General features: G+C 67.3%; 29 protein-coding genes and 1 pseudogene. 13 read left to right on the top strand and 17 right to left on the bottom strand.

All coding sequences use genetic code 11. The features are described 5' to 3' along the window. Positions 1-3: 3 nt before the first annotated feature. Positions 4-579, bottom strand: a complete 576-nt coding sequence (locus tag MVF96_RS23240; RefSeq protein ID WP_205333610.1) for a GNAT family N-acetyltransferase — start codon at positions 577-579, stop codon at positions 4-6. 151 nt (positions 580-730) lie between these two features. Beyond that, positions 731-1,348 carry a TetR/AcrR family transcriptional regulator gene (locus MVF96_RS23235; RefSeq protein WP_211540118.1) on the bottom strand — a complete coding sequence of 206 codons (618 nt, stop codon included), beginning with the start codon at positions 1,346-1,348 and terminating at the stop codon, positions 731-733. Between the two features lie 141 nt (positions 1,349-1,489). Between MVF96_RS23235 and MVF96_RS23230 the strand changes: the two genes are divergently transcribed. Further along, positions 1,490-2,608, top strand: a complete 1,119-nt coding sequence (locus MVF96_RS23230) for a homogentisate 1,2-dioxygenase (protein WP_137810177.1) — start codon at positions 1,490-1,492, stop codon at positions 2,606-2,608. Continuing rightward, on the top strand, positions 2,605-3,792 hold the full coding sequence (locus tag MVF96_RS23225; protein WP_247450655.1) for an alpha/beta fold hydrolase: 1,188 nt from the start codon (positions 2,605-2,607) through the stop codon (positions 3,790-3,792). Before MVF96_RS23230 ends, MVF96_RS23225 begins: the two co-directional genes overlap by 4 nt. Positions 3,793-3,872: 80 nt before the next feature. Here the strand turns inward: MVF96_RS23225 and MVF96_RS23220 are convergent, their stop codons facing one another. The 3 genes and pseudogenes from MVF96_RS23220 to MVF96_RS23210 form a co-directional block, all read right to left on the bottom strand. Further along, positions 3,873-4,427, bottom strand: a complete 555-nt coding sequence (locus tag MVF96_RS23220; RefSeq protein WP_247450654.1) for an endonuclease domain-containing protein — start codon at positions 4,425-4,427, stop codon at positions 3,873-3,875. Further along, a complete protein-coding gene (locus MVF96_RS23215) occupies positions 4,415-4,726 on the bottom strand; it encodes a hypothetical protein (RefSeq protein ID WP_247450652.1) in 312 nt (103 codons plus the stop codon). The genes MVF96_RS23220 and MVF96_RS23215 overlap by 13 nt, the downstream gene beginning before the upstream one ends. 151 nt (positions 4,727-4,877) lie before the next feature. Continuing rightward, a pseudogene (locus tag MVF96_RS23210) lies at positions 4,878-6,269 on the bottom strand (acyl-CoA synthetase). A gap of 186 nt (positions 6,270-6,455) precedes the next feature. Here MVF96_RS23210 and MVF96_RS23205 point away from each other — a divergent pair. Next, on the top strand, positions 6,456-7,625 hold the full coding sequence (locus MVF96_RS23205; protein ID WP_137810175.1) for a low temperature requirement protein A: 1,170 nt from the start codon (positions 6,456-6,458) through the stop codon (positions 7,623-7,625). Here the strand turns inward: MVF96_RS23205 and MVF96_RS23200 are convergent, their stop codons facing one another. Continuing rightward, complete coding sequence (locus MVF96_RS23200; protein WP_068972316.1) at positions 7,626-8,249, bottom strand: TetR/AcrR family transcriptional regulator; 624 nt, start codon at positions 8,247-8,249, stop codon at positions 7,626-7,628. A 189-nt stretch (positions 8,250-8,438) separates the two neighbouring features. On the opposite strand from MVF96_RS23200, the gene MVF96_RS23195 reads away from it, so the two are divergent. The 5 genes from MVF96_RS23195 to MVF96_RS23175 all read left to right on the top strand — a co-directional run bounded on the left by MVF96_RS23195 (position 8,439) and on the right by MVF96_RS23175 (position 11,497). Next, on the top strand, positions 8,439-9,266 hold the full coding sequence (locus tag MVF96_RS23195; protein WP_247450651.1) for a glycosyltransferase family protein: 828 nt from the start codon (positions 8,439-8,441) through the stop codon (positions 9,264-9,266). Next, entirely contained in the window at positions 9,194-9,727 is a 534-nt protein-coding gene (locus tag MVF96_RS23190) for a glycosyltransferase (protein ID WP_247450650.1), read from the top strand. The genes MVF96_RS23195 and MVF96_RS23190 overlap by 73 nt, the downstream gene beginning before the upstream one ends. 78 nt (positions 9,728-9,805) lie before the next feature. Continuing rightward, a complete protein-coding gene (locus MVF96_RS23185; protein WP_137810173.1) occupies positions 9,806-10,216 on the top strand; it encodes an ester cyclase in 411 nt (136 codons plus the stop codon). Further along, positions 10,213-11,202, top strand: coding sequence for an alpha/beta hydrolase (locus MVF96_RS23180; RefSeq protein WP_165629367.1), 990 nt, complete (start codon positions 10,213-10,215; stop codon positions 11,200-11,202). The genes MVF96_RS23185 and MVF96_RS23180 overlap by 4 nt, the downstream gene beginning before the upstream one ends. A 43-nt stretch (positions 11,203-11,245) precedes the next feature. Then, the gene (locus tag MVF96_RS23175; RefSeq protein ID WP_058252901.1) at positions 11,246-11,497 is read left to right on the top strand and encodes a DUF6480 family protein; all 252 of its coding nucleotides are present in this window, start codon (positions 11,246-11,248) and stop codon (positions 11,495-11,497) included. Here MVF96_RS23175 and MVF96_RS23170 read toward each other — a convergent pair. Both MVF96_RS23170 and MVF96_RS23165 read right to left on the bottom strand, forming a co-directional pair. After that, the gene (locus tag MVF96_RS23170; RefSeq protein ID WP_137810172.1) at positions 11,494-11,961 is read right to left on the bottom strand and encodes a hypothetical protein; all 468 of its coding nucleotides are present in this window, start codon (positions 11,959-11,961) and stop codon (positions 11,494-11,496) included. The two genes, MVF96_RS23175 and MVF96_RS23170, sit on opposite strands and share 4 nt — an antisense overlap. Positions 11,962-12,044: 83 nt before the next feature. Then, the gene (locus tag MVF96_RS23165) at positions 12,045-12,677 is read right to left on the bottom strand and encodes a helix-turn-helix transcriptional regulator (protein WP_242697025.1); all 633 of its coding nucleotides are present in this window, start codon (positions 12,675-12,677) and stop codon (positions 12,045-12,047) included. Between the two features lie 260 nt (positions 12,678-12,937). Between MVF96_RS23165 and MVF96_RS23160 the strand changes: the two genes are divergently transcribed. Next, positions 12,938-13,678, top strand: a complete 741-nt coding sequence (locus MVF96_RS23160) for an MSMEG_1198 family transcriptional regulator (protein ID WP_137810171.1) — start codon at positions 12,938-12,940, stop codon at positions 13,676-13,678. A gap of 13 nt (positions 13,679-13,691) precedes the next feature. On the opposite strand, the gene MVF96_RS23155 is transcribed toward MVF96_RS23160, so the two are convergent. Genes MVF96_RS23155 through MVF96_RS23135 form a run of 5 tightly spaced genes read right to left on the bottom strand, consistent with a single transcriptional unit; the run spans position 13,692 to position 19,312 of the window. Then, positions 13,692-14,573: an HAD family hydrolase gene (locus tag MVF96_RS23155; protein WP_247450648.1), complete on the bottom strand. Its 882-nt coding sequence runs from the start codon at positions 14,571-14,573 to the stop codon at positions 13,692-13,694. Continuing rightward, positions 14,570-15,694, bottom strand: coding sequence for a cysteine protease StiP family protein (locus MVF96_RS23150; protein WP_058252898.1), 1,125 nt, complete (start codon positions 15,692-15,694; stop codon positions 14,570-14,572). The genes MVF96_RS23155 and MVF96_RS23150 overlap by 4 nt, the downstream gene beginning before the upstream one ends. Then, a complete protein-coding gene (locus MVF96_RS23145; protein WP_137810170.1) occupies positions 15,694-16,989 on the bottom strand; it encodes a phosphoribosyltransferase family protein in 1,296 nt (431 codons plus the stop codon). Before MVF96_RS23145 ends, MVF96_RS23150 begins: the two co-directional genes overlap by 1 nt. Continuing rightward, positions 16,986-18,203, bottom strand: coding sequence for an HpcH/HpaI aldolase/citrate lyase family protein (locus MVF96_RS23140; protein ID WP_137810169.1), 1,218 nt, complete (start codon positions 18,201-18,203; stop codon positions 16,986-16,988). Before MVF96_RS23140 ends, MVF96_RS23145 begins: the two co-directional genes overlap by 4 nt. Further along, positions 18,200-19,312: a hypothetical protein gene (locus MVF96_RS23135; RefSeq protein ID WP_137810168.1), complete on the bottom strand. Its 1,113-nt coding sequence runs from the start codon at positions 19,310-19,312 to the stop codon at positions 18,200-18,202. Before MVF96_RS23135 ends, MVF96_RS23140 begins: the two co-directional genes overlap by 4 nt. Before the next feature lie 248 nt (positions 19,313-19,560). Here MVF96_RS23135 and MVF96_RS23130 point away from each other — a divergent pair, with 248 nt between their 5' ends. Genes MVF96_RS23130 through MVF96_RS23120 form a run of 3 tightly spaced genes read left to right on the top strand, consistent with a single transcriptional unit; the run spans position 19,561 to position 21,675 of the window. Continuing rightward, positions 19,561-20,181 carry an AIM24 family protein gene (locus tag MVF96_RS23130; protein WP_137810167.1) on the top strand — a complete coding sequence of 207 codons (621 nt, stop codon included), beginning with the start codon at positions 19,561-19,563 and terminating at the stop codon, positions 20,179-20,181. Between the two features lie 16 nt (positions 20,182-20,197). Continuing rightward, positions 20,198-20,914, top strand: coding sequence for an AIM24 family protein (locus MVF96_RS23125; protein ID WP_058252894.1), 717 nt, complete (start codon positions 20,198-20,200; stop codon positions 20,912-20,914). Beyond that, positions 20,911-21,675, top strand: coding sequence for an AIM24 family protein (locus MVF96_RS23120; protein WP_058252893.1), 765 nt, complete (start codon positions 20,911-20,913; stop codon positions 21,673-21,675). Before MVF96_RS23125 ends, MVF96_RS23120 begins: the two co-directional genes overlap by 4 nt. A gap of 140 nt (positions 21,676-21,815) precedes the next feature. Here the strand turns inward: MVF96_RS23120 and MVF96_RS23115 are convergent, their stop codons facing one another. The 4 genes from MVF96_RS23115 to MVF96_RS23100 all read right to left on the bottom strand — a co-directional run bounded on the left by MVF96_RS23115 (position 21,816) and on the right by MVF96_RS23100 (position 25,830). Further along, on the bottom strand, positions 21,816-22,970 hold the full coding sequence (locus tag MVF96_RS23115; RefSeq protein WP_078112510.1) for a DUF475 domain-containing protein: 1,155 nt from the start codon (positions 22,968-22,970) through the stop codon (positions 21,816-21,818). A gap of 145 nt (positions 22,971-23,115) precedes the next feature. Then, entirely contained in the window at positions 23,116-23,691 is a 576-nt protein-coding gene (locus MVF96_RS23110; RefSeq protein ID WP_058252891.1) for a TerD family protein, read from the bottom strand. A 293-nt stretch (positions 23,692-23,984) separates the two neighbouring features. Continuing rightward, on the bottom strand, positions 23,985-25,076 hold the full coding sequence (locus MVF96_RS23105; RefSeq protein WP_247450646.1) for an inositol-3-phosphate synthase: 1,092 nt from the start codon (positions 25,074-25,076) through the stop codon (positions 23,985-23,987). Beyond that, positions 25,069-25,830, bottom strand: a complete 762-nt coding sequence (locus MVF96_RS23100) for a PadR family transcriptional regulator (RefSeq protein ID WP_226511919.1) — start codon at positions 25,828-25,830, stop codon at positions 25,069-25,071. The genes MVF96_RS23105 and MVF96_RS23100 overlap by 8 nt, the downstream gene beginning before the upstream one ends. A 273-nt stretch (positions 25,831-26,103) precedes the next feature. Between MVF96_RS23100 and MVF96_RS23095 the strand changes: the two genes are divergently transcribed. Continuing rightward, a complete protein-coding gene (locus MVF96_RS23095; RefSeq protein ID WP_065629491.1) occupies positions 26,104-26,496 on the top strand; it encodes a DUF5318 family protein in 393 nt (130 codons plus the stop codon). The last annotated feature ends 97 nt before the right edge of the window (positions 26,497-26,593 follow it).

The raw sequence follows: 26,593 nt of genomic DNA, 5'->3' as shown, positions 1-26,593 counted from the left end.
CGATCAGTCCAGCGACAACCGCATGAGCACGCGCGGGAAACCGGCGAGGACCGACGAGGTGTCTGCCGCCTTGGTGAAACCGGCCTTCTCGAACAGGCCGCGGGTTCCGACATAGGCCATCGTCAGATCTACTCTGGCGCCCTGATTGTCGACGGGGTAGCCCTCGATCGCCGGCGCACCGTTCGACCGCGCGTAGTCGACGGCCCCGGCCAGCAGTGCGTGCGAGATCCCCTGCTTGCGATGACCGGGGCGGACCCGGATGCACCACACCGACCACACCGGCAGGTCGTCCACGTGGGGGATCTTCCGGTTCCGGGCGAAGGTCGTGTCCGCGCGCGGCGAGACGGCCGCCCAACCGACGACCTCGCCCGCGTCGTCGTAGGCGAGCACACCCAGCGGAATGCCGCTGTCGCACAGCTCTTTCACGAACTCTCCGCGCTGCTCGCGGACCAGCTCCTGGTTCTGCTTGCTCGGGATGCGGTAGCTCAGGCACCAGCAGACGTTCGACGTCGGTTTCTTCGGACCGACCATCGTGGCGATGTCGTCGAAGATCGTCGCGGGCCGGACCTCGATGGGCATGCGGCCCATCGTCGTCGGCTCGGTCCGGGACGGCAAGCGGGCCGGTGTCAGCCCGGTGGCTGTCGCTCACGCCCCTGCTCCCTCATCCGAAAGAACGACATAACCATTGCTCCCTGAGGTGCGAGGAGCGCCAGCGACGAGCCACGAAGGGTCAGGGAGCCGACTGTGCCGGTCCGGCCCCGAAGACGGTCCGGTACCAGATCGCGGTGAGGATCTCGATGGCCGTGTCGTCGTCGGGGATGGGTCCGGCGGCGTCACCGCGGACCGCAAGCCAGGTCCAGCACGTGGATTCGAGGGTCGCGACCAGCGCGGACGCCAGCGGCTCGAGCGGCAGCCCGATGGAGTAACCCGCGCGCTCGGCACCGTGCAGACCGGACAACACCTGCTTCACACCGGACACCCGGTTGGCCAGCCAGCGGTTGCGGAAATCGTCGTCGGTCATCGACATCTGGAACAGGCCGATGATCTCGGGCAGGTACTTCTTGTATGTCGTCCAGTACGCGGTCACGGCCGCGCGGACGCTCGCCTCCGGCTCGGTGTGCCGGGTCGCGAGCGACTGCTCCACCACTTCGTCCGAGAATTGATCCAGCAGGGCTTCGAGCAGTCGGTCCTTGCTGTCGTAGTAGTTATAGAACGAACCGGTCGACCGGCCGGCAGCGGCGGAGATGTCCGAGATCTTGGTGTTCAGGTAGCCCTTTTCGGCGAACGTCCGGCGCGCGGCGTCGAGAAACGCGGCCTCGGTCTGGCGACCTTTGTTCGTCGGCGGCACCGTGAGCTCCTTCCGCGGACCGATTCTCCATCGAACCATGGGGACGGTCGATGACCGCACTCGGATCGACGGAAAGTGTGACCCTTGTCATCTTCTGAACCTGAATCTAGCATCAGAAAAACGCAGAGACAGGAGTTCGGCATGGAATCGTTCGTCCAGCACCGCAAGGGGCGCACGCCTCGGCAGGTGCACCGAGATGTCGCCGATCTGAAAGACGATGAGCTCGGACGATACGGTTTCACCGGCCGCACGGCACATCTGTATCGACGCAACGACCCGACGCAGTTCCGGGCGGTGGGCACCCACACCGGCGTCGATCGAATCGTCACCGACCTCGCGCCCACCGACCAGAACGACCCCGCGGGTGAGCCGCTGCTGATGTTCCATAACGAGGACTGCCGGATTTCTTTGAGTCGTCGGAAAGAGGCCGCTCCGTTCTGGTTTCGCCCGGTCGACGGCGACGAACTCGTCTTCGTCCACGAGGGCACCGGGTATTTCGAGACCGAGTTCGGTCGATTGCCCTACCGGCCCGGCGATTACGTATATCTCCCCAAGGGGTGCACCTATCGTCAGGTGCCCGACGGTGCGTCGTTGCTGCTCGTCATCGAGGCGGTCGACGAGTTCCGGGTGCCCGAACCGGGCGTACTGGGCAGGTTCTTCCCCTTCGACTCCTCGCTCGTCGTCGTTCCCGAGGCGGAGGCGTTCGACGGTGACGGCCGAGACGAGTACGAGGTGCGGTTCCGGCAGCGAGAGGGGCAGACATCGCTGTTCTACCCGTTCCACCCGCTCGACGTAGAGGGCTGGCGTGGAGACAATTTCCCGTTCACGTTCAACATCGAGGACTACGACGTCATCACCTCCGAGACGGTGCATCTGCCGCCCACGGTGCATCTGTTCATGCAGGCGACCGGGGTGTACGTGATGAACTTCCTGCCGCGCCCCGCCGAGGCGCGCAGAGGTGCCGAACGGCTGCCGTGGTACCACCGGAACACCGACTTCGACGAGATCGCGTTCTTCCACGGCGGCAGCATGTTCGGAGTCGGCATGCCGCCGGGCCTGATCTCCCACGCACCCCAGGGGATGCATCACGGCATCCCGGAGCGGGCGCGAGAGCGTTCCCGGCGCAAGTTCGACGAGTTCGACCGCGTGGAATGGCAGGTGATCTCGATCGACACCCGTCGACGGTTGATCGCCGCACCCGCACTTTTCGAATCCGGGGTCGCGGACTCCGCACAGGCCGGCGCCGGGTCACGAGTATGAGCGACCGGGGGGACGTGCCTCGTCACGACTACGACCGCATTCCCTATCTCGTTGTCTTCGATGATCTCTCGGCGTACCAGGACACCTACGGCGGGGTGACCGAGAGTGTGGTGCTCGAGAGCTACCTGCTCCGCCCCTGTGGCGTGCCGTCGAAGAACGTCATCGTCTTCATGCACCCGATCGGGGGCGGCGCCTACTTGCCGATGACCAATGCGCTCGCCCGCGCCGGCCACCATGTCATCTACTGCAACAGCCGGTATCGCGGCGTCGACAGTGCGTTGATCATGGAGAAGGTGGTGCAGGATCTCGGTGCGTGCGTGAAGGATGCGCGCGAACGCCTCGGTTACGAGAAGGTCATCCTGGCCGGGTGGAGCGGCGGCGGCGCACTGTCGCTGTACTACCAGCAGCAGGCACAGCACGCGACGGTCGCCGCCACACCTGCCGGGGAACCGCCGGACCTGACCGCCCTCGACCTCCCCGCCGCCGACGGCATGATGCTGCTCGCGGCGCACGTCTCGCGGCACGGGACCCTGACCGAGTGGATGGACCCGTCGATCCTCGACGAGTCGGATCCCGACAACCGCGATCCGGAGCTGGACCTCTACAATCCCTCGAACCCGAACCATCCGCCGTACTCGGCGGAGTTCCTCGACCGTTACCGCGCGGCGCAGATCGACCGCAACCGGCGGATCACCGCCTGGGTGAAAGAGCGACTCGTCGATCTGCGCGGGCGGGGCGAACCGCTGATGGAGCGCGGTTTCATCGTGCACGGAACGATGGCCGATCCGCGCTGGCTCGACCTGACCGTCGACCCGAGCGATCGCAAGCTCGGTTGCTATCTGGGTGATCCGCGGATCGTCAACATGGGCCCGGTCGGACTCGCCCGGTTCACCACGCTGCGAAGTTGGCTGTCGCAGTGGAGCTTCGACGACGCCAACGGCGACGGTCCCCGGTGTGCGGCCGATCTCGCGGTCCCGACACTGGTCATCGGCAACTCCGCCGACAACGCGTGCACGCCCAGTCATACGCACCGCCTCTTCGACGCGGTCGGTCATCCCGACAAGACCCTGCACACCATTGTCGGTGCGACGCACTACTACTCGGGCCGAGACCAGATCCCACACCTGAAAGAGGCGGTCGGGACCATCACCGAGTGGCTGGCCGAGCGGTCGTGGGCCAACTGACGGCCTGGGTTCGCTGAAAACCGCCCGGTGGAAAGTGCTCGGGGACGTAGCGCCCGGTGTCCGTTTCTGATGGGCGGTTATCAGCTTGGCTTTCTCCAGGCAGGCGACCGGGTGCGGTGGTACCCCCGAGCGATGATCTCGGCGATGTCCGCATAGGTGTCGGCCCAGTCGCCGAACACCTGTGCATAGGTGACCCGCAACGGAAAGTAACCGCGTGAGATCAGCTTTCGGTCTCGAGTGCGATCCTCCTCGTACTTCTCGATTCCGGAGTGGTGTTCGACGCTGTCCAGCTCGAGCGCGAGCCGTTCTCCGACGAGCAGATCGACCCATCCGACACTGGGTACGTGGTGCTGGACCGTGACTCGCAAGCCGGCGCTTCTGAGACGCAGGCGGGCTGCTGTCTCGGTTCCCGACGCGGCGAGTCGGTGAGTCTTCTCGATGGCGCGCTTGATGAACATCGGCGCGTCATCGAACTCGGTGCGGAGTCGTGCGGGCGTGATCTTGCCGGTGTTGAGTGCGGAGTCGCACAGGATGACGAATCCCTCGACGTCGAAGCACCGGGCGGCGTACTGCAATGCTGTCGCGACATCGTCGACGGCGCCGTCGGCCGGGGTCGGCCGGCCTACCGTCGGCACCTGTCGTGGGATCGGCGACGCTCGTGGCGCGTCACCCGCGAATGCACTTGTTCGGGATGTTCAGGTATCCAGAGTCCGTGGCGTCGTAGCGCGGTCGCACAGGAGACGACGCCGTGATCGGCGACGGCCCCGACCACTTCTGGATCGGCGGACTCGGTCCGATACCACCCATGGCGTATCGACGAGAGCGTGCCGGAACGGCACGCATCCCGGATCGATGCGGCGGTCTCGCCGGCGGCCAGGAGTTGATGGGTGGCGACGACGCCGCCGAACCCCTCGGTGAGCTCGTCGAAGGTCATGCGGGACAGTGTCGGTCGTGGCGGCGGGCAGAACCCGGCGTCCGAGACGTCTGTGGATAACTACGTCAGCCATCTGAAAACCGCCCGTGGAAAACGGACAGCCGACAGACCGTCGTCGGGTCCGCTCCACCGGGCGGTTTTCAGACGACGGTCATTCCAGCAGCTTCTTCTGCACCTTGCCCATCGCATTGCGCGGGAGGGACTCGACGAACCGGATCTCGCGCGGCCGCTTGTGATTCGACAGCTCGCCGGCGACGAACTCGATGAGCTCGGTGTCGGCGACCTGGTCGCCGACGACGTAGGCGACGATGCGTTGGCCCAGGTAGTCGTCGGGGACGCCGATCACCGCCACCTCGCGGACCGCCGGGTGGGCGAGCAGGACGGTCTCGATCTCGCCGGCCCCGATGCGGAACCCGCCGGACTTGATGAGGTCGGTCGCTCGTCGGCCGACGATGCGGTGCATCCCGTCCCCGTCGATGACCGCGACGTCACCGGTCGCGAAAAAGCCGTCGGAAAGCCAGGATTCGGCAGTCGCATCCGGACGATTCAGATACCCGGACGCCATCATCGGGCCGCGGACGTGGAGATCGCCCACGCTCTCGCCGTCGTGGGGCAGCGGCTCACCGTTCTCCACCAGCCTGGTCTCCACGTGGGCGAGCGGGAGACCCACCCATCCGGGCCGGCGCTGTCCGTCGACGCGCGTGCTGACGGTGATCAGTGTCTCGGTCATGCCGTAACGCTCGACGATCTCGTGGCCGGTGAGCTCGTGGATCCGCTCGAAGACCGGCACGGGAAGCGGGGCGCTGCCCGACACCAGGACGCGCGCCGACGACAGCGTCTGTGCCGCAGTCGGATCGGCGGCGACGCGGCTCCACACCGTCGGCACGCCGAAGAACATGGTCGCGCCGGATCCGGCGGCACCGGCTTAGGTGTCCGCGGTCGGGGTGACGGTGTGGATCAGTCGCCCGCCCCGTCGCAGGGGACCCAGGACCCCCAGGATCAACCCGTGGACGTGGAACAGCGGAAGGCCATGCGCCAGAGTGTCGTCGGCGGTCCACAGCCACGCATCGGCGAGTGCGTCGAGGCCCTCGGCGATGCTCTGCCTGGTGATCGGAACACCTTTGGGGAGGCCGGTCGTGCCGGAGGTATAGAGGATCAGTGCGGTCGAATCGGCGTGCGGTTCCGGGTGACGGTGCCACGATTTCGCGTAGCGGCGGACCGGGATGACGGGCAGGGTCGGCGCGGTGGGGGCCTGTCCGAGCCACGCCTGTGCCCCCGAGTCCGCGAGGATGTGCTCGAACTCGCGCGGCCCGGAGTCGGGCGGAACGGGGACGACCGGCACCCCGGCGATCAGCGCGCCCACCACCGCCAGCACCGTCTCCACCGTCGGCGTGGCCAGTACCGCGACGGTTCGGGCACCGGCGATCCGTTCGGCGACCGCCGTCGCGGCCCCGACGAGGTCCTCGCGCGACAGCTTGTCGTCGCCGACCCGGATCACGGCGGGGTCGTCCGGTGCGGTGGGGGTCAGGGTGGGCAGCAGCACGTGTTCACTGTGCCACGACGGGTCCATCCCGCCCGTCACCTGCGCAGATCGCCGAGGTCACACGGCGTGCGCCCCTCACGCCGACCGCCGTCGGCGGTGGGACACCCCGACCCGCACTCCTGAGCGCATGCCCTCGGCGCCGATGGCATGATCTCGTGCACACGCAGCGACCGATCGGGGGCAACGATGTCTGAGCGCTTTCACCTGAGCACCATGCGCCTACGAGACCCGGCCGAACCGGGCCGGACGGCCAGCACGCTCGAGCTCTTCTTCGATCTGGTCTTCGTGGTCGCGGTCAGCATCGCAGCCGTCCAGCTCCATCACGCACTCACCGAGAACCACATCGTCGACGGGGTCGTGTCGTACGCCTTCATCTTCTTCGCCATCTGGTGGGCGTGGATGAACTTCACCTGGTTCGCGACATCGTTCGGCACCGACGACTGGCTCTACCGGGTGCTCACCTTCGTCCAGATGGCGGGTGTGCTGGTGCTGGCCGCCGGGATCGAGCCCGCCTTCGTCGACCACGAGTTCACCCTGGTCGTGTTCGGCTACGTGGTCATGCGCGTCGCGATGGTCGCGCAGTGGTTGCGCGCTTCCGGCTCTGCCGGAGACCGCCGCCGGACGACCCGGCTCTATGCCGCCGGGATCGCCGTCGTCCAGATCTTGTGGCTGCTATGGCTGTTCGTACCGTCGGGAGCAGCCGCAACCATCGGGTTCGTGATGCTCGTCGGTGCCGAGCTCGCGGTGCCGGTGGTCGCCGAGAAGCAGGGAAACACTCCGTGGCATCCGCATCACATCACCGAACGGTACGGACTGTTCACGCTGATCCTGCTCGGCGAGAGCCTGTTGGCGTCGTCGAACGCCATCATCGAGGCCCTGCACAACGAACAGGAGCTCGCCCCGCTGATCTCGATCGCGATCCTCACGTTCATCGCGACCGCCGCGCTGTGGTGGATCTACTTCTGGCCGCCGCACCACCGGGCCATCGGATCGCTCGCCGACTCCCTTCGATACGGATACGTCCACTACTTCGTCTTCGCCGCTGCCGGTGCCTTCTCGGCCGGTATCGAGGTCGAGATCGACGTCCTGACCCACCACAGCGAGCTGACGGAAACCCAGGCGTCGTTCACGGTCACGATCCCCATTGCCGTCTTCATCCTGGGCATCTGGTGGATTGCTCTGCGCGCCAACGCTGATCGCGTGGTGAACACCGTGGTACCGGTCGGTGCCGTGCTGGTCCTGCTCGACCCGGTCATCCCGGTCCCGTTCGCCTTGACCGCCGTCTTCCTCGTCGCGATTGTCGTCGTCCTGGTCCTTCGACCACCACTCACCACAACCGGTGACCCGTACGCGTGACTACCGCATCGCCGCCATGATGCCGGTGAGCAGCCAACTGCGTAATCGCGCGGTGCTCCAGTTCCGTTCGACGGTGAAGTAGCGATGGGTCGCCGGGCCGGTGAGATAGCTCAGAATGTCGGCGAATTCGTCGACCCGGGTGTCGGAGATCAGGCCCCGGTGGACGAACCAGTGGCAGCCGGTGTGCACGTCGTCGAGCCGGCGGAGCTCAGACCGCTCGAGTTGTTCGCCGATGGCCGGGTCGGTGTCGGCCGCCAGCGTCGCGGCATGCCATAGATCGGCGATCCGGCTGTTCGCGGCGACGACGTGGTCGACGTACCGCCCGATGGCGCGATCGGTGTCGGTGTCGTTCATGATCGCGATGAACTCGGGTCGCTCGAGCAGCGAGACGAACTTCTCGTCACCGGTGAAGGCGCGTTCGAGGACGGCCGTCATGAGGGACGCTTTCGACCCCGCCTGATGCACGGTGCCGACGGACACCCCGGCCTGCTGCGCGATCTGCTGCACGGTGGTCCGCGAATATCCCTGCTGGACGAATAGAGCCTGGGCGGCGTCGAGGATGCGTGTCCGCGTCTGCGCGGCGCTGATCGCGCGCTTACGCGGTGTGTAGGGGCGTTTGCTCACGCCGGCCTCCGGTCGGGTCGGACTCCAACGACAACGATAGTAGTGGCATTGCTGGGCTTCGCCCAAAGGTCGATCACGGTCCCCGAATTCACTTAGCCCGCTGAAGTGCAAAGATGGGACCGATCGCGTGAGAGCGCTCATCCGACGTCTAATTTGGTTAGAGTCAAGCTCTACCCAAATGGAGGATTGATGTCGACCATTCTGGTGTGCGCCACCCCGCTGGCAGGACACGTCGGTCCGCTCACCGCTGTCGGACGTGTGCTCGCGGATCGGGGTCACGAGGTGATCATGCTGACCGGCTCGCGTTTCGCCGAGCGGGTTGGCGACGCCGGGTTGACCGTCGAATCGCTGACCGGAGTCGCCGATCTGGACGAACGTGACCCCGACAGCTTCACCCCCGATCGGCATCGGTACCGCGGATTGGCGCTGTCGCGCTATCAGGTCGAGCGGACGTTCATCGCGCCGCTGCCGGAGCAGGCGACGGCGGTGGCGTCGGTCGTCGGCCGCCGGGGCGTCGACGTGATCCTGTGCGACGGCACCTTCGCCGGGATCATCCCCCTGCTGTCTCGACCACCGGGCCGGCGGCCTCCGGTGATCGGTGTCGGCACCATGCCGCTCGCTCAGTCCAGTCCCGACGTCGCCCCCTTCAACAGTGGCTTGCCGCCGATGTCCGGTCCACTGGGTCGGCTCCGTAACCGGTTGGCTCACATGGCAGTACGGCGGGTGTTGTTCGCGTCCACGCAGTCCTCGGTGCGTGACCTGGTCCGACGGGCCGGGGGCTCGCTTGATCATTTCGTCCTCGACCTGTCCAGGGCGTTCGACCGTTTCGTTCAGTTGGGCCCGGCCGAATTCGAGTATCCGAGATCAGATCTCGCGCCGAACACGGTGTTCGCGGGGCCGGTGTTCCCTGGCGGTGCTGTTCCCCGCCGCCGTGGTGGTCGGAGATGGTCGACGACGACCGCCCGATCGTTCACGTCACCCAGGGCACGCTCGACAACGACGACTTCTCCCAACTGATCGAACCCGCCGTCGCCGGGCTGGCCGAGATGGACGTCCAGGTCGTCGTGACAACCGGCGGTGCGGACCCGGATCCCGTGCCGCGGAACGACAACACGCGGGTCGCGCGGTTCCTCGACTACGACGCCCTGTTGCCGCGCACATCGGTGCTGATCACCAACGGCGGCTACGGCGGAGTGCTGCAGGCACTGCGCCACGGCGTGCCCGTCGTCGTCGCACCAGGGGGTGAGGACAAGCCCGAAGTCGCGGCTCGGGTGGCGTACTTCGGGGTCGGCGCAGATCTGGGGACCCGGCGACCCGCTCCTGCGGACCTCGCCGCGACGGTACGCCGCATCCTGGCCGACGACGGCGTTGCCGTTCGGTGTCGGCAGATGGCGCATGCGATCGCCGGTTACGACTCGACCCAGACGATCGTGACCGAAGTCGATCGGGCGGTTCGTCGATCGACCCGCTCATCCTGACCCGCCGCGCGGTCGGTGTCATCCGGATAGCCGAATGTCGGCGCACCTGCCGACGACAACCGAGAAAGAGAGCCCGACATGAGTGATGCACGAGCAGTCATCGACGCGCACATCGATGCCTTCAACGACCGCGCACCGGAGAACGAACCATGGTCCGCCGATGCGGAATTGGTCTCGCCGGGTGGGGTGTTCACGGGACGGGAGGGCGTACTGGGTTTCCTGTCCGTCTTCCAGGGCGCCTTCTCCGACGGTCGCCTCACCGTCGGTTCGTATGTCGTCGACGACGACAACGCCTCGGTGGAGGGCACGTTCGACGGTGTCCACGACGGTGTGTTGCAGAGTCCGTCGGGTCCGGTCGAACCCACCGGACGGCCTGTCTCGTTCCGATGGAGTGCGACCTACCGCATCGACGGCTCGGAGCTGATGTCCGAGCACCTGTACTTCGATCAGCTCGACTTCCTCGGGCAGCTGGGTGTGCTCCCCGGATGAGTCGTGCTCGGCGCCGGTTGATCAGGGTCTTCGCGGCCGCGCTCGTCGCCGGACCGATCGTCTCGGGTACGCAGGGAATCGTCTCGGCGGCACCGGTATCCGCGCCGGCGTCGGTGATCAGCAGTGTGGCGGTCGGGCCGCAGCGGCACGATCTGGTGATCCGTTCGGCCGCGATGGGCCGGGACGTGCCGGTGAGCGTGCTGCACCCGGCGCACTCCCGGTCGCGCGGGACGCTGTATCTACTCGACGGGGGCGGCCACAAGACGGCGATCAGCGACTGGATTCGGGAAGCCGGCGCGGACAGGTATTTCCGCGACAAGGACGTCAATGCAGTGCTGCCCGGCGGCCAGGGGGCGTTCTACACGAACTGGCAGCACGACGACGCGACGTTCGGGCGTCCGCAGTGGGAGACGTTCCTGACCGTCGAACTGCCGTCGCTGATCGACGGCCGGTTCCACGGCAACGGGCGGAACGCGATCGCGGGCCTGTCCGTGGGCGGACAGGCCGCGTTCACACTCGCGACGCGCCGGCCGGGCCTGTACACGGGCGTCGGCTCCATCAGCGGTTGCCCGTTCACGACCGGCCCGGTGCACGAAGGGCAGATCCGAGCCGCGATCATCCGGGACGGTGGGGATCCCACCAACATGTGGGGTCCATGGAACGCGCCGGGATGGGCCGACCACGACCCGGGTCGCCGCCTGCCGGCCCTCGTCGGGAAGCGCGTCTTCATCGCGTCCGGGACCGGCGCGCCCGGCCCCCTCGATCAACGCACCCGGCTCGACCCGGGCCGGCACCGTGGGGAGAAGATCGCGACGGGAGCGGTGCTCGAGAACTCGGTCAACGCGTGCTCGAACGAGTTCGCTCGCCGGATGAGGTCCGAGGGACTGCAGCCGGTCGTCCATTTCCGTGCGATCGGAACGCACGCATGGCCCTACTGGGCCGACGATCTGCCCGTGATGTTCGCCGCACTCGCACCCGGTCTCTGACAGCCCACGAGTGACTTCGCGCCATTCCGGGTACACCGCCCGTATGGCTGACAACGACCCCGCCCGCAAACCGTTCAACCCGCAGAACCCCGACCCGTCCAGCACGGCGGGACTCGAACCCGGCGGCGGGGTGGCGCCCGGTGACACACCGCCGGCGGAATCCGCGGTCGGTGGAGAGGAGCACGAACCGCCGCAACGCAGGCGTGCCGGCGGCGTGATCGTCATCGCCGTCGCGGCGATCATCTTTCTCATCGTCGCGCTCGGTCTGATCGGCCGCGCCGTGGGGCTCTTCTAGGGTTCAGCGCCGTCACCCGGCGTCGACGGGCAGCGGACACGCCGCCAGCGGATCGCCAGCGCGATTTCACCGATGCCGACGACGAAGAGCACGGGTTGTAGGAAGAAGAACACGTGCAGCAGCGCGATCTGGATGATGATCCAGACCATCAGCGACGACCCGGCGAGCAGGCCGCCGATTATGCCCAACCGCGCGGGCACGGACGGGACGGCGGCGACCACGGCAGCCACCAGGTGGGGTAACGCGACTACGGCGATCAGTGCGACACCGGGAGCGGTCCAGGTCTCGAACGGCGTGTGGGTGAGCCACTCCCGCGGCATCGACCACTGATCGGTCATGATAGCCGAGCCGCCGGCGAGTGCCGACAACGACACGAACAGCTCCATCCCGGCGAGCGTCCACGCCGTGCCGGTCCGTCGGTTCCCGATCCCCCGTTCGTCGAGGGAGTCGGCAGGCGCGGTCATGGTCGGAAGTCTGCACCGTCCGAGAGCCTCTGCCGTGAGGCAAAGGACACCAACTGAGCCGCACGTCGGCCACGGCGGCGGTGTCAGGGGCGCACCCAGCCGTCGGCGATGAGCTCGACCAGCAACTGGGCCTTGTTCCCGATCGGCCGGCCGGCTTCCTCGTAGCGTCGGGCGACACGCCGATAGTGCTCGCGCACCGTGCTCTCGGCGATCTCGTGGACACGCGACGTCTGACGCAGCGTCGCACCCAATGTGTAGGTCTGGAGGATCTCCAGCTCCCGCTGGGTGATGCGTACCCGGTTCGCAAGTGTGGGTGCGGACGGCGGGGTCGGCGGCCCCACCGCAGTCTCGAGCGCCCGCTGCAGCTCGTCCTCGGCGGCCGGGGCCCGCGGTGAGACACGGATGTGATCGAAGCCCGCGACCCCGTTGCCCACGAAGATGACGTTGACGGTGCGCAGCGATGCCACCCGCCGGACGAATCCGAGCATCGCGGCCGACCGCACCAGAATCGCGCTCGGGTTCCGTAGGGCAGCGAGCTGTGCGGGTTCGACGACCGTCGCGTCGTAGCCGGCGCTCTCCACGAGAGCGGCCAGGGCGGCGTCGAAGATGTCGTGCTCGGCAACGACGGCCGTGATCCGCCGCTCCGGACTCGGCGCGGCAGTGGGCCCGGTGCCGGGGGTCGCCGACCGGGGGGCGTCGTTGAGGGGTACGGACACGTGCCGGGATCTCCTGTCGACTTCGATTCGGCCGGGAGCTGTGAGCCGAACAAACGGCGGGACTCTCTCGGATGATCGACATGACTCGCGATCGGGCATCGAGAATTTATTTCACGAACGCCAACTTCTTCAGCCTTACGAACGTGAGACGGTTTGTCAGCGGTATCTCGGACCTGATGTGGTGATTGCAGGGTAAATAATCACCCTGTCGTCCGATCGGATGCGTGATCGCGCACACCGCGGACATATCGGGCATGATCATGCCTGTGCCGACCGACATGCGGGTCCTCGTCGCCTCCCCGCTGGGACACGTGGTCGCGGTGCCGCTGACCAAGGCGCTCGACCAGGCCACGGTCACCGTTGCCACCGGCCGCGACGAGTTCGTCCAGTGCATCGCCGGCAACGTGCGATTCGACGTCGTGGTGGCGGATCTGATCTGGAACCGACCCGACCTGGAATGGACCTTCGACGGACTCGACGTCATCGACACCCTCGACCACCATGACCGGCACGCGCCGGTTGTCCTGGCGACCCAGGGACACGGGCTGGAACAGGACCATCTCGACGAGGCGCGGTTGCGCGACGAGGTCGCGGGGGTCATCGCCAAATCGGACGGTTTCGCGACGCTGGTCGGTGTTGTGCGCTCGGTGGCGCTCGGCCAGGCCCTGCCCAGGGCCGCGTCGGCGCGCCGTCCACCGCTCTACGAGTTGTTCGATGGTCGGCGCGGCCATACCGCGGGCCGTCTCGCGGGGGCGATTGCGTCGGGCAGCGCCTCGGACAACGCCTCATTGGCCCGCGCCGCCAAGGTGTCGCCGAACACGGCGAACAAGGTGACGAGCCACTACCTCGGGCCCATCATCGTCGAGCGCGGTGAGCACGACGCATCGCTGCCGATGACCCAGGCCGCCGTCTACCGGTGGTGCGGCCTACACGCGCGATACCTGATCAGCTGGTGCCGACGCCACGGGCACTCCGACGTCCTCGGATCGATGCCCACGTGATCAGTTCGGTTGATCAGTTCGCGTGAACCCCGACGGTCCGGTCTCGCGCTGGAGGCGTCGCGGATTCCGGCACGCTGATCCCGCTCCGCTCGCCGAACCACCGCAGGATCTCGACACCGGCGAGGGCCCCGGTGCCGGCGGTGATCGCGAGCCCGGGCGCCGACCAGCCGAGTGCTTCCAGCTCACCGTGCCGCGGGCGGATCGCGTGATCGGCGGCGAGCAACAGGTCGGTGTCGAGCCAGCCGTCGCCGGCCGCGCAGAGCACTGCCGAGTCGTCGAGGGTGCCGTCTGCGACGAGCCGTCGCCGGACTTCAGCGATGGCCGCCGACTTGGTCACCGGCTGCGGGGCCGCGTAGATCTTGCGACCCTGCTGGGATGCCGTCCAGCCCCGTGCGTCGCACCACTGCTGCCACTGTTCGAGGAACTCCGGCGGTTGGACCGCGGGGTCGACGACCAGGTAACAGAAGAGGTCGTCGGCGGTCCGCAGAGCGGTGACCCAGGAGTCGTCGATGCGTGTTCGGAGTTCGTCGCGGACCTCGTCGAGGGTGGCGCCCGCGCGGGTCACCTCGCGGTCGATGTGCGCACGCCATTCCGGATCGTCGGCGCCGTCGACGAGGATCCGGCCACCGTTGCTGACCACGGCGTGGCGAAATGGGCTGCCCGGCAGCTCGATCCGGGCAAACTGTGCCGGGGTGCGAGTGGTCGTCGGTACGACGACGACCTCACGTGCCAGACGGGTCATCAGTTCGACGGCGGTCGTGGTCATGTACGACAGCGGCGCGTCGCGGTAGATCTCGACGCACACGGTCTCCAGGGCCGCGAACTGCTCGTCGCCCATGGCGGCGCGTGAGTAGATCATGGTCCGATCGAGATCGGTGGCGACCAGCGCGTTCACGAGTCCTCCTTGATGAGCCCGACACACGAGTACGCGAGATCGGGCGAGACCTCCACGGGCACATCTCGTTCGGCGGCGAGCAACCGGATGTGGCGATGTTCGGGCAGATCGTCGGCGCGCACCAGGATGCGCCACGGTACGCGACGCAGCAGCACCCGCGTCGTCTCGCCGACGCCGGGCTTGACCAGGTTGATCGACGACAGGCCGTACTCGGTCTGGATCTGCTCCACGGAGCGCCAACCGGACCAGTCGGGCCGGCGTGACTCCGGCGTCATCGCCGACACCGTCGCCCGAACTCGGTCGGCGACTGCATCGAACTCGGCGCTGACGGTGTCCAGGAACAGTCCCGAGACATCGAAGTCGGCGAGATGGCGGTAGAACTTCGCTCCGTGGAACTCGCCCGGACCGATGTGGTCGGCATTCAGGACGGTGCGCGAGACCAGGCCGGAGACAGTGGAATTCAGGCAGGCGGAGGCGATGAGGAAGTCGTCCCTGGTGCCGAACAGGGTCGTGCAGGAGCCGGGGTCGGCCAGCACCGCGAGTTCGTCGTGCAATTGCGGCCGGCCGGCGCGCGCGTACCCGTCGACAGCGGCGGTGAGTTCGCGCTGGATGGCACCCTTGCCGGTCCAGCCGTCGACGAAGACGACCGACTCCGCCGGGTGCCGCGCCACGATGTGATCGAGTGCGACGGTGTCGATCCCGCGGGCGCGCACGATCGAGATCGTGTAGTGCTGGGGTTCGATGCCGTGGACGGCCGCCATCCACCGTCGGATCAGGATGCCGACCGGGGTGCCGGCCCGCGCCAGCGACACCAGCGTCGGCGTGGAATGCCGCTCGGCCAGAATGAGTTCGGACACCACTCCGACGGCTTCCGCGAGCCGCTGGGCGGAAGACCGTAGCGTCGCATGGAAGAGTTCCTGGTACTCGCGGCCGGGTTGATACTCGATCGGCAGCGACTCCGCATAGTGGGCCTGACCGGACTGGATTCGACGTTCCCGTTCGCGCAGTTCACCTTCCAGCGCCACGTCGGACAGGTCTTTGAGCAGCCAGGTGACTTCGTCGGCCGCGTACGAACCGAACTCCGGTCCGCACAGCGGTGGTGTGGTGGTGGCGATGTCCATCAGCGCACCGCCTCTCGGGTTCGTGCCAGGGCAGGCTGGTCGGTGGCGGGCAAGACGGCCAGCACCACCGGGTGCCCGGCGGCGGTGAGGACGTCGACGAGTCCACCGGGCGCGCGTAACTCATCGGTGTCCGCCGGCGAGTCGACGATCAGGACGACCTGCGGGTCCGGATGGTCGACGGAGGACACGTTGTAGACATAGCGCGGCGTCTCCGGATCGGGTTCCGGTGCGGTGAACCGGAATCCGCGCCGGAGCGGATACCCCGGGACGTCGTGCACCTGGGCCGGCGACCTCGTGGTGGTCTGGTATCCGGTGGCGAAGCCACGACGCTCCAGCGACTCGGCGATGCACAAGGGTGCGTACATCAGTTCCTCGTGCCCGATCACGACCACCGGGCGCCGCGGATCGAGTTGTGCCGCCACGGTGTCGGCGGCCGCGGTCGCCGCTCGCCGGAAGCCCGTCGAGTCGGTGCGGAGAATTCCGTGCCTGCCGCCGTCGGGAACTGCCGCCGGCCAGTCGAGGGCCACCGCGACTTGGCCGCCGCGCCGGGCTGCCACCGGGTTGAGCTCGTCGGACCGGAGCTGCCACACCTCATCGAGGAGGTCCGGGGGAAGGGTGATCGAGCCGTGCGCGAGCGCCACGTAGGCGACATCGACGCCGAGTTTAGCTGCGAGATCATCGCATTCGGACTTCTGCGCGGGTGTACGCATGTCGACCAGGGACGCCACGACGAACCGCTTACGGGGACGGTCCGCGACGATGGCCTCGATGGCGCCGAGCGCGGTCTTGCCGGTGGAGATCTCGTCGTCGACCAGGATCAATACCTCGTCCGGCGTCACGGGGTCGAGAAATGCGGAATCGCTGGGCTGCAGCAAATGCGTCGTCGCATGTGAATGCCCTTCCTCGAAGGTGCCCGTCACCACCACATCCGGGCGTCTGCGCCGCGTCGAGTGCAGATACCGGGATGCGGAGATGCGTTCGGCGACACAGTGTCCGAGCCCGGTCGCGGTTTCGGCGAAACCGAAGACGACGGCGTCGCGCGCCGCATTCGCGCCGATCTCGGCGACGATCGCGGCGCCGAGGTCGTCGGCGGCGCCACGCACAATCGCGGGCGAGGTCGGGATGTGCTTGCCCAGCACGGTCGAGACCAGCAGATGAGCACGGCGTCGGTTGTGGCGCAAGCCGAGTGAGACGAGGTCGCGGACCGTGTGACCCGGAGTGTCGCCGACGTCGGCGATCTCGACGCCGAAACGTTCGGTCACCCAGTCGATGCCGACGGTGTCCGGATCGTTCACGAGGTGGCCGACCCGGGCGAGGCGAGCGCGGTGAGCAGGTCGACGAACGAGACCCCCTGGCGGGTCACGCCGAAGGCGGCAGCGCGATCGATGACCCGCAAGGCCCAGTTGCGGTGGGGCTTCAGCTCGTTCATCTTGTTGCGGTACGACGACGCCCGTACCCCGCCGGACTCACCGGCCAGGATGTCGAGTGCATCGTGATACTCCTCGTGGGTGACCGCCGACAACGCGTGCACCGCGGCGACATGCGCGGGGTGGATGACGGTCTTGCCGTGCAGGCCGTTGGCGCGATCGAGGGTGATCTCGCGGAGGAGACCGTCCATGTCGCGGCTGACGAGCTGCTGCCGGAAGTAGACGGCGTCGTTCTCGCGGAACGGCGTGTGACGCAACATGGGCTGGAACATGCGCTCGTGGTCGGCGAAGTACTCCCACACCGGCCCCGTCACGACGAAGCCGCTCTCGTCGCTGCGGCCGAGATGGTTGACGATGCCGGCGATCACATCGGCCGCGACCCGGACGTCGTAGATGGTCAGGTCACGATCCCGGCGGATGCCGAAGTGACTACAGATGTCGGTGGCACCGATGCGCACGGCGAGCACGTGGTCGCGGTGCGCGCTCAGGAGCGACGCGAGGGCGGTCAACTCGTCGTCGCGGGTCTCGCGGTGCACGACCGCGGCCGACTCGAGAACCGGCATGACCCAGAGGTGCTTGTCGAGGATCTGTCCGGCAGTGGCAACGGCGTCGAACGCCTCGGGTGCATTCTCCGACGAGAACTTCGGGATGACGAACCCGGTCAGCACCGACGGGGTGTCGAGCGTGGTGGCGATCGGCACTATCCGGTCGGCCGACCGCGGACGGACGAACAGCAACATCGGCCGGCACGGGTTCGCGGCGATAGCGCGCAACGCGGCCACGGCGTGCTCGATCGCCTCGGCCTCCTCGTCGTCGGCGACCGCGTCCTCGAGGTCGATGACCATCGAGATCACACCCTCGGCCCGGCGTCGGCGGATGACCTCGGCAAGATCGGGCCGGGTTGCCGGGACGTACAGGGTGGCGCCCAGCGCGACGGCGAGCCGCTGCGCCGGCCAGGTCGGCTCGATCGGCTCGGGCTGCCGGTGGAAGAGGGAGTTCGAGACCGACGGCTCCAGGTGGTCGAAGTGCCGGATCGTCCCGGGCTCGAGACCGGTGTCGTCGTGTCGTGCAGTGGTGGTCATCCTGCGGCCACCTGTCCTCTCATCCGCGAAACGATCTCGGTGATCCGGTCGTCCACCGCACGCAGCTGCGTCAGGTAGCTCCAGTAGTCGGGGTGGATGCGATCCAGAACCCCTTTGGCGCGCTCGATCCGGTCGGCCTGAGCATCGAGGACCGAGCCCCATTCGTCAACCAGACGGTGATTGACCGCAAAGAGCTGGGCGTCGCGCAGGCGGAAGCGCACGCGCTGCTCCGCGCCCCGCGGGTCGGCGCGCACCTCCCGCAGGAGTCGCAACCGGTCGAGCACGGCGTCGACGGCCTTCTCCGCGACGGCCAGGTCGTCGCGGGCGGCGTCGGCGCGGCCGATGGCCTGGTCGGGGGCAGCATCGACCATCGCGCGGGCGGCCGCGAGCTCGGCGTCGGCGTGTTCGAGCCGTTCGTCGACGACCGAGCCGTTGCGCTGTAGATCGAGGGAGCAATCGGCACTGAACTCCCGGCGCAGCGCCGAGAGGGTGTCGGGGAGTTGCGCGCTCCGGGTGGACACCGCGCTCCGGCGCGTTTCCACCGAACGGATGACCTGCTGCGCGCGGTCGGCGAAGGCGGGGGCATCGGCGAGAAGTTGCTCGAGGCGGCGCGCCGAGCTCAGCACGGCTGCCGCGGCGGTCTGCCGGTCACGCAGCCCCGCGCCCTGGTCGAAAGCCGTGAGCGCACGCGCGAGGTCGTCGGTGGCGTCCGACACCGACTGCAGTCGTGCCACTGCCGGTGCGGTGTTCTCCAGGGCGGTCATCGCCCGGTTGGCGGCCACCCGGGCCTCGTGGTCCTGGGCGTCGGCGGCCCGCGCCGTGGCCCGCGCCCGCTCGAGGGTCTCGGCGTTGGTCTGGGCGAAGTCGCGCATGGAGGCGGTGATCGACCGCAGCGTCTGCGTCGACCGGTCGAGATCCCGGGGGTCGACGCGTGTGCCGGCCGGCGGGGACACCAGCCGGAGGTAGTCCGACGTTGCCTGGGCGTGCTGCTCGCGGATATCCGACCACGAGGCGCGCAGGCGAGAGCGCGGGTCGAGGGCGGCGGTCACCGCGACGGCCGGATCGATCTCGGCCAGGACGGATTCGGACTCCAGGAACGCCGCCGTCATTTGTTCCGATGATGCAGGTGGCGCGGAATTCGTGCGTGAATCGTTCCCGAACCAACGACGTACGAAGTTTCCGGGCACCACTCGATGCTATCGGCTATTTTCATCTCGGTATGAGGCCGGATTCCCCGGCTCACGGCGAGCTGGGATGCCGAGATGCCGGCAGGTGCCGCGGTGCGGGGATGGCGTCGGGAGACGAACGAGGGATGGTCGAACGGCGGCCTCCCCACGGCGCGAGAGAGGCACGTCGAATGCAGTTGGTACAACGGTCCAAACGCGTGGTGGAAGCCAGGCTGAACAACTCCTCGGTCCGCGCGATCAGCGGGTCGATGGTCGCCTACGAGGGACAGGTCACCTTCAAATCGGCGGGCTTCGGCGGCGGCGACGGCGTGCTCGCGGGCCTGAAGCAGCGGGCCACCGGGGAGGCGCTGTCGCTCATGGAGGCCTCCGGCAACGGCATCGTGTACTTCGCGCACAACGCCGCCGAGACGACCGTCATCGAGCTCAACAACGAGACCCTGCAGGTGGAATCCGAGCAACTGATGGTGCTCAACGGCAACCTGCAGACCAACGTCACCTTCGCCGGCCTGCGCGGAGCGTCGTCGGGTCAGGGTCTGTTCACCACGACGGTGAGCGGCCACGGGCAGATCGCACTGTTGTCCAACGGCGGCCCGCTCATCCACCTCGAGGTGTCACCGCAGTATCCGCTCGTGGTCGACCCGGACGCGTTCGTCTGCGCCCGCGGCCAGTTGAGTCAGTCCTTCGTCACCGATGTCTCCTGGCGGTCGGCGCTGGGACAGGGTGGCGGAGAGGCGTTCTCGTTGCGCTGGGATGGCAGCGGCGTCGTGTCGATCCAGCCGGCCGAGCGGTGAGGGTGAGGTAGCGAGAATGTTCACCAAGGTCAACAGCAAGGTCGTCTCCGTCGACATCGGCGGTACCGGGCCGGTCGTCGCGCGACGCGGGGCGATGCTCTTCTACAAGGGCAACGTGCATTTCCAGCCCCACCAGATCGCGGGGGCCGGCGGTATGGGCGGCGGGATGCCGGGACTGGGCGGCATGGGCGGGATGGCCGGCCGGATGCTCGCCGGCGAGCACGAGTCGACGATGATCGCGCAGGGGCACGGCGAGGTGCACTACGGCTTCCTCGGCATCGAGGTGCACGTCGTGGATCTCGCAGCGGTCGGCGGCACGATCCGGGTCGAGGCGTCGCGGCTGCTCGCCTACGCGGCCAACCTGCAGGCCTCCGTCGTCTCGGTCGCCTCACAGGGCGGCGGTGGCGGCGGTGGTGGCGGCCTGTTCGGTGCATTGCGGTCCGCTGCTGCCGGAGCCGTCACCGGTCAGGGCATGTTCACGACGCAGCTGTCGGGTCCGGGTTCGGCGGTGCTGCTCGGGCACGGCGGGGTCTTCGAGCTCGAGGTGTCCCCGGCCAAGCCGCCGGTGACCGTCGACCCGCAGGCGTTCGTCGGGTCGGCCGGTCAGGTCAACACCAGCCTGCGGTCGGCGATGAGCTGGCGCAACGTAGGCCGAACCGGCGGTGAGGCAATGCAATTGGAGTGCTCCGGACAGGGCATCGTGTACGTGCAGGCATCGGAGGAGAAACTATGAGCCAACTCAACACCGTGTGGAGTCCGATGAACTTGCCGTCGGACGACAACGTGCCGGACAACAACTACTCCTTCTGCATCGACCTCAACCAGCCGTGGTTCATGTCCAAGGGCGCGATGATCGCCTACTACGGGCAGATGCAGTTCACCGCGCTGACCCAGGGTCTGCAGGGGAACATGCTGCAGATGGTGGCGCAGCAGTTCTCCGCCCCGCTGTACCTCGGTGACTACGTCGTCGCCGAGGGCCACGGCAAGCTGATCATCGGCGACCGCGGATACGACATCAACGCCTACGACCTCGAAGACGGCAACCTCACCATCCGGGCGGCCAATCTTCTTGCCTTCCAGCCGAACCTGTCGCTCAACCAGTCGATCGTGCCGGGGTTCCTGACGCTCATCGGCACCGGTAAGTTCCTCGCGTCGTCGAACGGCCCGGTGATGTTCGTCGAACCGCCGGTGCGCGTCGATCCCGAAGCGCTTGTCGGATGGTCGGATTGCCCGTCGCCCAGTCACCATTACGACGAGGCGTGGGTCAACGGTTTCATCGCGGCCGCGGGCCGGCGGATGGGGTTGAACTCGGGCGAGGAGCGCCAGTTCGACTTCACCGGCGCGGGAACGGTTCTCGTGCAGTCGAGCGAGAAGGTGCGCGACGACTCGTCGGTCCTGCGCACCATCCAGGGCCATCTCCCGGGCATGTCGGTGCCCAGCCTGCACCAGATCAACCAGCAGATCACCCAGCAACTAGGGCAGCAGCAGGGCTGAGTCGGGCTCTCGAAACCACTGCGCCGCAGGACCTTCGGGGTCCTGCGGCGCAGTCGTTCGTAGGTGGTACCCGGCTCCGGCCTCTGCTCCCTGAGGAGCGAGCTTGCGCAAGCTCCGGGTGCTCCTCAGAGGGCGAAGGGTCAGATGTTGACCTTCTCCTCTTCGCCCTTCGCCGCGAGGCGGTTTCGACGCACGATGCTGGAGATCAGTGCGGCGATGATCAGCGCGACACCGATCAGGCCGGTGATGATCTCGGGGACGTGGGTGCCGATGGAGTACAGCAGGATGAACGCCAGCGCGCCGATCGCCCAGTGCGCTCCGTGCTCGAGGTACACATACTCCGACAGCGTGCCCTTGCGCACCAAGTAGACGGTGAGCGAACGGACGAACATCGCACCGATGAGGCCGAGGCCGAGGGCGATGATGATCGGATCCGCCGTGATGGCGAACGCGCCGATGACGCCGTCGAAGGAAAACGACGCATCGAGCACCTCGAGGTAGAGGAACAGGAAGAAGCCGGCCTTGCCTGTCGCCTTGGCCAGGTCCGACGGTCCCGACTTTCCGTTGGTCTTCTCGATTGCCGCTTTCTCCGCGGCGTCGGTGCCGGGCTCGGCCGCTTCGTCATCTTCCGCGGTCTCGACGTTGAAGTACTCGCCGAGGCCGTTGACCAGGATGTAGGTGATCATGCCGAGTGAGCCGGCGATCATGACCGTCGACCGCTCGTCGGGCGCGGCGATGTAGGTCGCAGTGAGGACGAGAAGCGTCATGGCGATGACGACCTCGAGCATCTCCAGCTTGCCGATCTTCTCGAGCGGCCGCTCGATCCAGGTCAGCCACGTGAGCTCCTTCTGCTCGAAGACGAAGCCGAGGAACAGCATCAGCAGGAACATGCCGCCGAAGGCCGCGATCTGCGGGTGGGCGTCGGTGATGATCGTCTCGTAGCTGGGATCGCCGTTGGGGAAGTAGGCCGCATCGTTGGGCGGCGGGTTCAGTGCGAGGTCGAGCGCCTCAACCGGGTTGAGACCCGACGCGAGCCACACGATGACCAGCGGGAACACCAGTCGCATACCGAAGACGGCAATCAGGATGCCGATGGTGAGGAAGATCTTCTGCCAGAACTCGCTCATCCGGCGGAGGATCGTGGCATTGATGACCGCGTTGTCGAAGGAGAGCGAGATCTCGAAGACGCCGAGGATGGCGGTCAGGATCAGCGCTTCGACGCCGCCATAGAGGAAAGCGATGATCAGCGACACGATCGTCACGACGACCGAGAGGCCGAAAATTCTTACTACCACTGGCTTGTGGCCTTTCTAGGGTGCGTGGAAACCAGCCGACCGCATTGTCGGAGAGGAGTGGTGACGCGCGGATGCCGCACCCGTTCGACAACGGGTGCGGCATCCACAAGCACGTTCAGGCGGACAGCCGGAGTCTACGAGAGACTCAGACGTTCACACCGAAGTCGCGGGCGATGCCCGCGAGACCCGAGGCGTAGCCCTGGCCGACCGCGCGGAACTTCCACTCCGACCCATGACGGTACAGCTCACCGAAAACCATCGCGGTCTCGGTGGAGGCATCCTCGCTGAGGTCGTAGCGGGCGATCTCGGCGCCGCCGGCCTGGTTGACGACGCGGATGAACGCGTTGCGGACCTGGCCGAACGACTGCGACCGTGCATCCGCGTCGTAGATCGAGACGGGGAAGACGATGGAGTCGACGTTCGGCGGAACGCCCGCGAGGTCGACCTTGATGACCTCGTCGTCGCCCTCGCCCTCACCGGTCAGGTTGTCGCCGGTGTGCTCGATCGAGCCGTCGGGCGAACGCAGGTTGTTGAAGAAGATGAAGTGCTGGTCGGAGAGGACTTTCTTGTCCGCGCCGAGCGCGATGGCGCTGGCGTCGAGGTCGAAGTCGGTACCGGTGGTGCTTCGGATGTCCCAGCCGAGGCCGACGGAGACCGCAGTCAGGCCCGGAGCCTCCTTGCTCAGCGAAACGTTTCCGCCCTTGCTCAGGCTCACGCCCATGGTTTGCGCCTTTCTGTTGGTACAGGGTCTCGTGATGTCCGATGTGCCCGATACGGGCCACTCGGAGCAATCGACAACACTCTATGTGAAGGGTCTGGCGCGGTCACTGATTTGGATGGATGACCTGCGCGTTCGCCTCGCCGTGAGGCTCGCGGCGGCAGCAGTTCACCCCGATGCTCCATGTGTTCACGACGAATACCGCCCACCGGCGGCATGGCCGTCGACTCGAAGTCGTCGGCCGCCTCCGATGGGCGGTCTTCGTCGGATCTGTCGTGACAGGGATTCGCCGAGGCTCAGGCCTCGATGATGAACTCCTCGAGCTGCTGACGCGCGACGTCGTCGGCGAGCTGCTTCGGCGGGGACTTCATCAGATAGGCCGAGGCCGGGATGACCGGTCCGCCGATACCGCGGTCCTTGGCGATCTTGGCGGCGCGTACGGCGTCGATGATGATGCCGGCCGAGTTGGGGGAGTCCCAGACCTCGAGCTTGTACTCCAGGTTCAAAGGCACGTCGCCGAAGGCGCGACCCTCGAGGCGGACGTAGGCCCACTTGCGGTCGTCGAGCCACTCGACGTGGTCCGACGGGCCGATGTGGACGTTCTTGTCGGCGATCTTGCCGGCCAGCGGACCGTTCAGGTTGGAGGTGACGGCCTGGGTCTTGGAGACCTTCTTCGACTCCAGACGCTCACGCTCGAGCATGTTCTTGAAGTCCATGTTGCCGCCGACGTTGAGCTGGTAGGTGCGGTCGAGGGTGACGCCGCGATCCTCGAACAGCTTCGCCATCACACGGTGGGTGATGGTGGCGCCGACCTGGCTCTTGATGTCGTCGCCGACGATCGGGACACCGGCGTCGGCGAACTTCTGGGCCCACTCGGGGTCCGAGGCGATGAACACCGGCAGGGCGTTGACGAACGCGACGCCCGCGTCGATGCAGCACTGGGCGTAGAACTTGTCGGCCTGCTCGGACCCGACCGGGAGGTAGCTGACGAGGACGTCGACCTCGTTGTCCTTGAGGGCCTGGACGATGTCGACACCGGAGCCGTCGGCCTCGGTGATGGTCTCGAGGTAGTACTTGCCGAGGCCGTCGAGAGTGTGGCCGCGCTGGACGGTGACGCCGGTCGGCGGCACGTCGGCGATCTTGATGGTGTTGTTCTCGCTCGCGAAGATCGCGTCGGACAGGTCGAAGCCGACCTTCTTGGCGTCGACGTCGAACGCGGCGACGAACTCGACGTCGCGGACGTGGTAGGGGCCGAACTTCACGTGCATGAGGCCGGGAACGGTGGAGCTCTCGTCGGCGTCCTTGTAGTACTGCACGCCCTGCACCAGGGATGAAGCGCAGTTTCCTACGCCCACAATGGCAACGCGCACCTTATTGGGCTCACCCATGGTCGGGTTCTCCTTCTTCTCGCGGCATCGCAGTCGTTCGCTGCGCAACCGGTGTTTTCCGTTGCTCGGGTTCGTCGAGCTGTTCGTCCCGGCTCGGCGTCGAGTCCGGGTCTTGATGTTCGTCATCGGCTCGTCCGGTGGAGGCCGTGGGCCGCCCCGGATCGAACGGTGACCGTTCGCCGTCGGCGAGGTCGTCGTCGAACTGTCCGTCGAACGGGTCTGGCGACCCGTCATGCTGGGAGCTCTCGGCCGCGATCAGCTCGTTGAGCCAGCGGACCTCGCGTTCGCTGGATTCGAGGCTGAGCTGATGCAGCTGACGGGTGTACCGGTCGACGGCCCGGTTGGACCGCCCGACGATCTCCCGCAACCCTTCTCGACGCTCCTCGACCTGCCGCCGGCGTCCCTCGAGGATGCGCATGCGCGCGACCGCCGGGGTGCGGCTGAAGAACGCCAGATGCACACCGAAACCGTCGTCGGTGTAGTTCTGGGGTCCGGTGTCGGCGACCAGCTCCGCGAACCGTTCCCGGCCCGCGTCGGTGAGCTGGTAGACGCGCCGGCCTCGCCGCACCTTCACGCCCAGGGGCGTCTCCGGTTCGTCGATGAGGCCGTCGGCCTGCATGCGACGCAGCGTCGGGTAGAGCGATCCGTACGAGAACGCACGGAAGGCGCCGAGCAGGCCGGTGAGCCGCTTGCGCAGCTCATAGCCGTGCATGGGGGATTCGAGAAGCAGTCCGAGAATGGCCAACTCGAGCACTTCGCCACCCCCTTCGCGGTCCTGCCGATGACTGTCGCTACTTCCTCGGATCGATGTGCCGGCACGCTCTGACGAGCCGACACCTCGCTCCGATGTGTTTGCCAATGTATCGCACCGATATAACTGTGTCCACGAGCGGTCGGTCGGCGGGAGGACGGACACCCGACGACGCCGCCACGCGGCGATCGACCATCCCGGGTGTGGGTCCGTCGGACCCGCGTGCCGGACCCCGTCGGCCCGACGCCCCGGCGGAGACCACGTACCCTGAGAACCGTGCAACGCCAGATCGTCGACTACGCCCTGCAGCGGCGCGCTCGGCTGTCCTCGGTCCACGCGGGCCGGACCGCCGTTGCCGAGGTCTGCGATGCGAGCCCGTATCTCCTGCGCGCCGCGAAATTCCATGGTCGGCCCAGCACCACGATGTGCCCGATCTGCCGAAAAGAGCAGGTCACGCTGGTGTCCTGGGTGTTCGGCGACCGCCTCGGTCAGGTGAGTGGGTCGGCGCGCAGCAACGAGGAGATCGCCCGGCTCGCGACGACCGCCGAGGAGTTCTCGGTGCACGTGGTCGAGGTGTGCCGGACCTGCAGTTGGAACCATCTGGTCCAGTCGTACGTTGCCGGGCTGCCGCCGCAGACCACGCGTCGCTCCCGACGCGTGGCCAAGTAGCGCGTCGGCCTGCGGTTTTTTGCCCGGGGTGGTGGCCTGCTGTCACAGTGGAGCGGCACGAGGCCAGAGAAGTTGACCGTGCTCGCCGGATGACGAA

It is taken from the genome of Gordonia hongkongensis (assembly GCF_023078355.1).
In the GTDB taxonomy this organism is placed as follows: Bacteria; Actinomycetota; Actinomycetes; order Mycobacteriales; family Mycobacteriaceae; genus Gordonia; species Gordonia hongkongensis.
Note: the sequence above shows the minus strand (reverse complement) of the source record. Positions and strands in the feature narration are given on the sequence as shown.

Excerpts from the sequence above, each read along its gene's own strand:
- MVF96_RS23130 (WP_137810167.1), top strand. The coding sequence starts at position 19,561 with ATGCAGTTGGTACAACGGTCCAAACGCGTGGTGGAAGCCAGGCTGAAC.
- MVF96_RS23110 (WP_058252891.1), bottom strand. The coding sequence starts at position 23,691 with ATGGGCGTGAGCCTGAGCAAGGGCGGAAACGTTTCGCTGAGCAAGGAG.
- MVF96_RS23180 (WP_165629367.1), top strand. The coding sequence starts at position 10,213 with ATGAGTCGTGCTCGGCGCCGGTTGATCAGGGTCTTCGCGGCCGCGCTC.
- MVF96_RS23225 (WP_247450655.1), top strand. The coding sequence starts at position 2,605 with ATGAGCGACCGGGGGGACGTGCCTCGTCACGACTACGACCGCATTCCC.
- MVF96_RS23160 (WP_137810171.1), top strand. The coding sequence starts at position 12,938 with ATGCCTGTGCCGACCGACATGCGGGTCCTCGTCGCCTCCCCGCTGGGA.
- MVF96_RS23190 (WP_247450650.1), top strand. The coding sequence starts at position 9,194 with ATGGTCGACGACGACCGCCCGATCGTTCACGTCACCCAGGGCACGCTC.
- MVF96_RS23185 (WP_137810173.1), top strand. The coding sequence starts at position 9,806 with ATGAGTGATGCACGAGCAGTCATCGACGCGCACATCGATGCCTTCAAC.
- MVF96_RS23240 (WP_205333610.1), bottom strand. The coding sequence starts at position 579 with ATGCCCATCGAGGTCCGGCCCGCGACGATCTTCGACGACATCGCCACG.
- MVF96_RS23205 (WP_137810175.1), top strand. The coding sequence starts at position 6,456 with ATGTCTGAGCGCTTTCACCTGAGCACCATGCGCCTACGAGACCCGGCC.
- MVF96_RS23120 (WP_058252893.1), top strand. The coding sequence starts at position 20,911 with ATGAGCCAACTCAACACCGTGTGGAGTCCGATGAACTTGCCGTCGGAC.
- MVF96_RS23170 (WP_137810172.1), bottom strand. The coding sequence starts at position 11,961 with ATGACCGCGCCTGCCGACTCCCTCGACGAACGGGGGATCGGGAACCGA.
- MVF96_RS23125 (WP_058252894.1), top strand. The coding sequence starts at position 20,198 with ATGTTCACCAAGGTCAACAGCAAGGTCGTCTCCGTCGACATCGGCGGT.
- MVF96_RS23135 (WP_137810168.1), bottom strand. The coding sequence starts at position 19,312 with ATGACGGCGGCGTTCCTGGAGTCCGAATCCGTCCTGGCCGAGATCGAT.
- MVF96_RS23140 (WP_137810169.1), bottom strand. The coding sequence starts at position 18,203 with ATGACCACCACTGCACGACACGACGACACCGGTCTCGAGCCCGGGACG.
- MVF96_RS23230 (WP_137810177.1), top strand. The coding sequence starts at position 1,490 with ATGGAATCGTTCGTCCAGCACCGCAAGGGGCGCACGCCTCGGCAGGTG.
- MVF96_RS23105 (WP_247450646.1), bottom strand. The coding sequence starts at position 25,076 with ATGGGTGAGCCCAATAAGGTGCGCGTTGCCATTGTGGGCGTAGGAAAC.
- MVF96_RS23150 (WP_058252898.1), bottom strand. The coding sequence starts at position 15,694 with ATGGACATCGCCACCACCACACCACCGCTGTGCGGACCGGAGTTCGGT.
- MVF96_RS23195 (WP_247450651.1), top strand. The coding sequence starts at position 8,439 with ATGTCGACCATTCTGGTGTGCGCCACCCCGCTGGCAGGACACGTCGGT.
- MVF96_RS23175 (WP_058252901.1), top strand. The coding sequence starts at position 11,246 with ATGGCTGACAACGACCCCGCCCGCAAACCGTTCAACCCGCAGAACCCC.
- MVF96_RS23215 (WP_247450652.1), bottom strand. The coding sequence starts at position 4,726 with ATGACCTTCGACGAGCTCACCGAGGGGTTCGGCGGCGTCGTCGCCACC.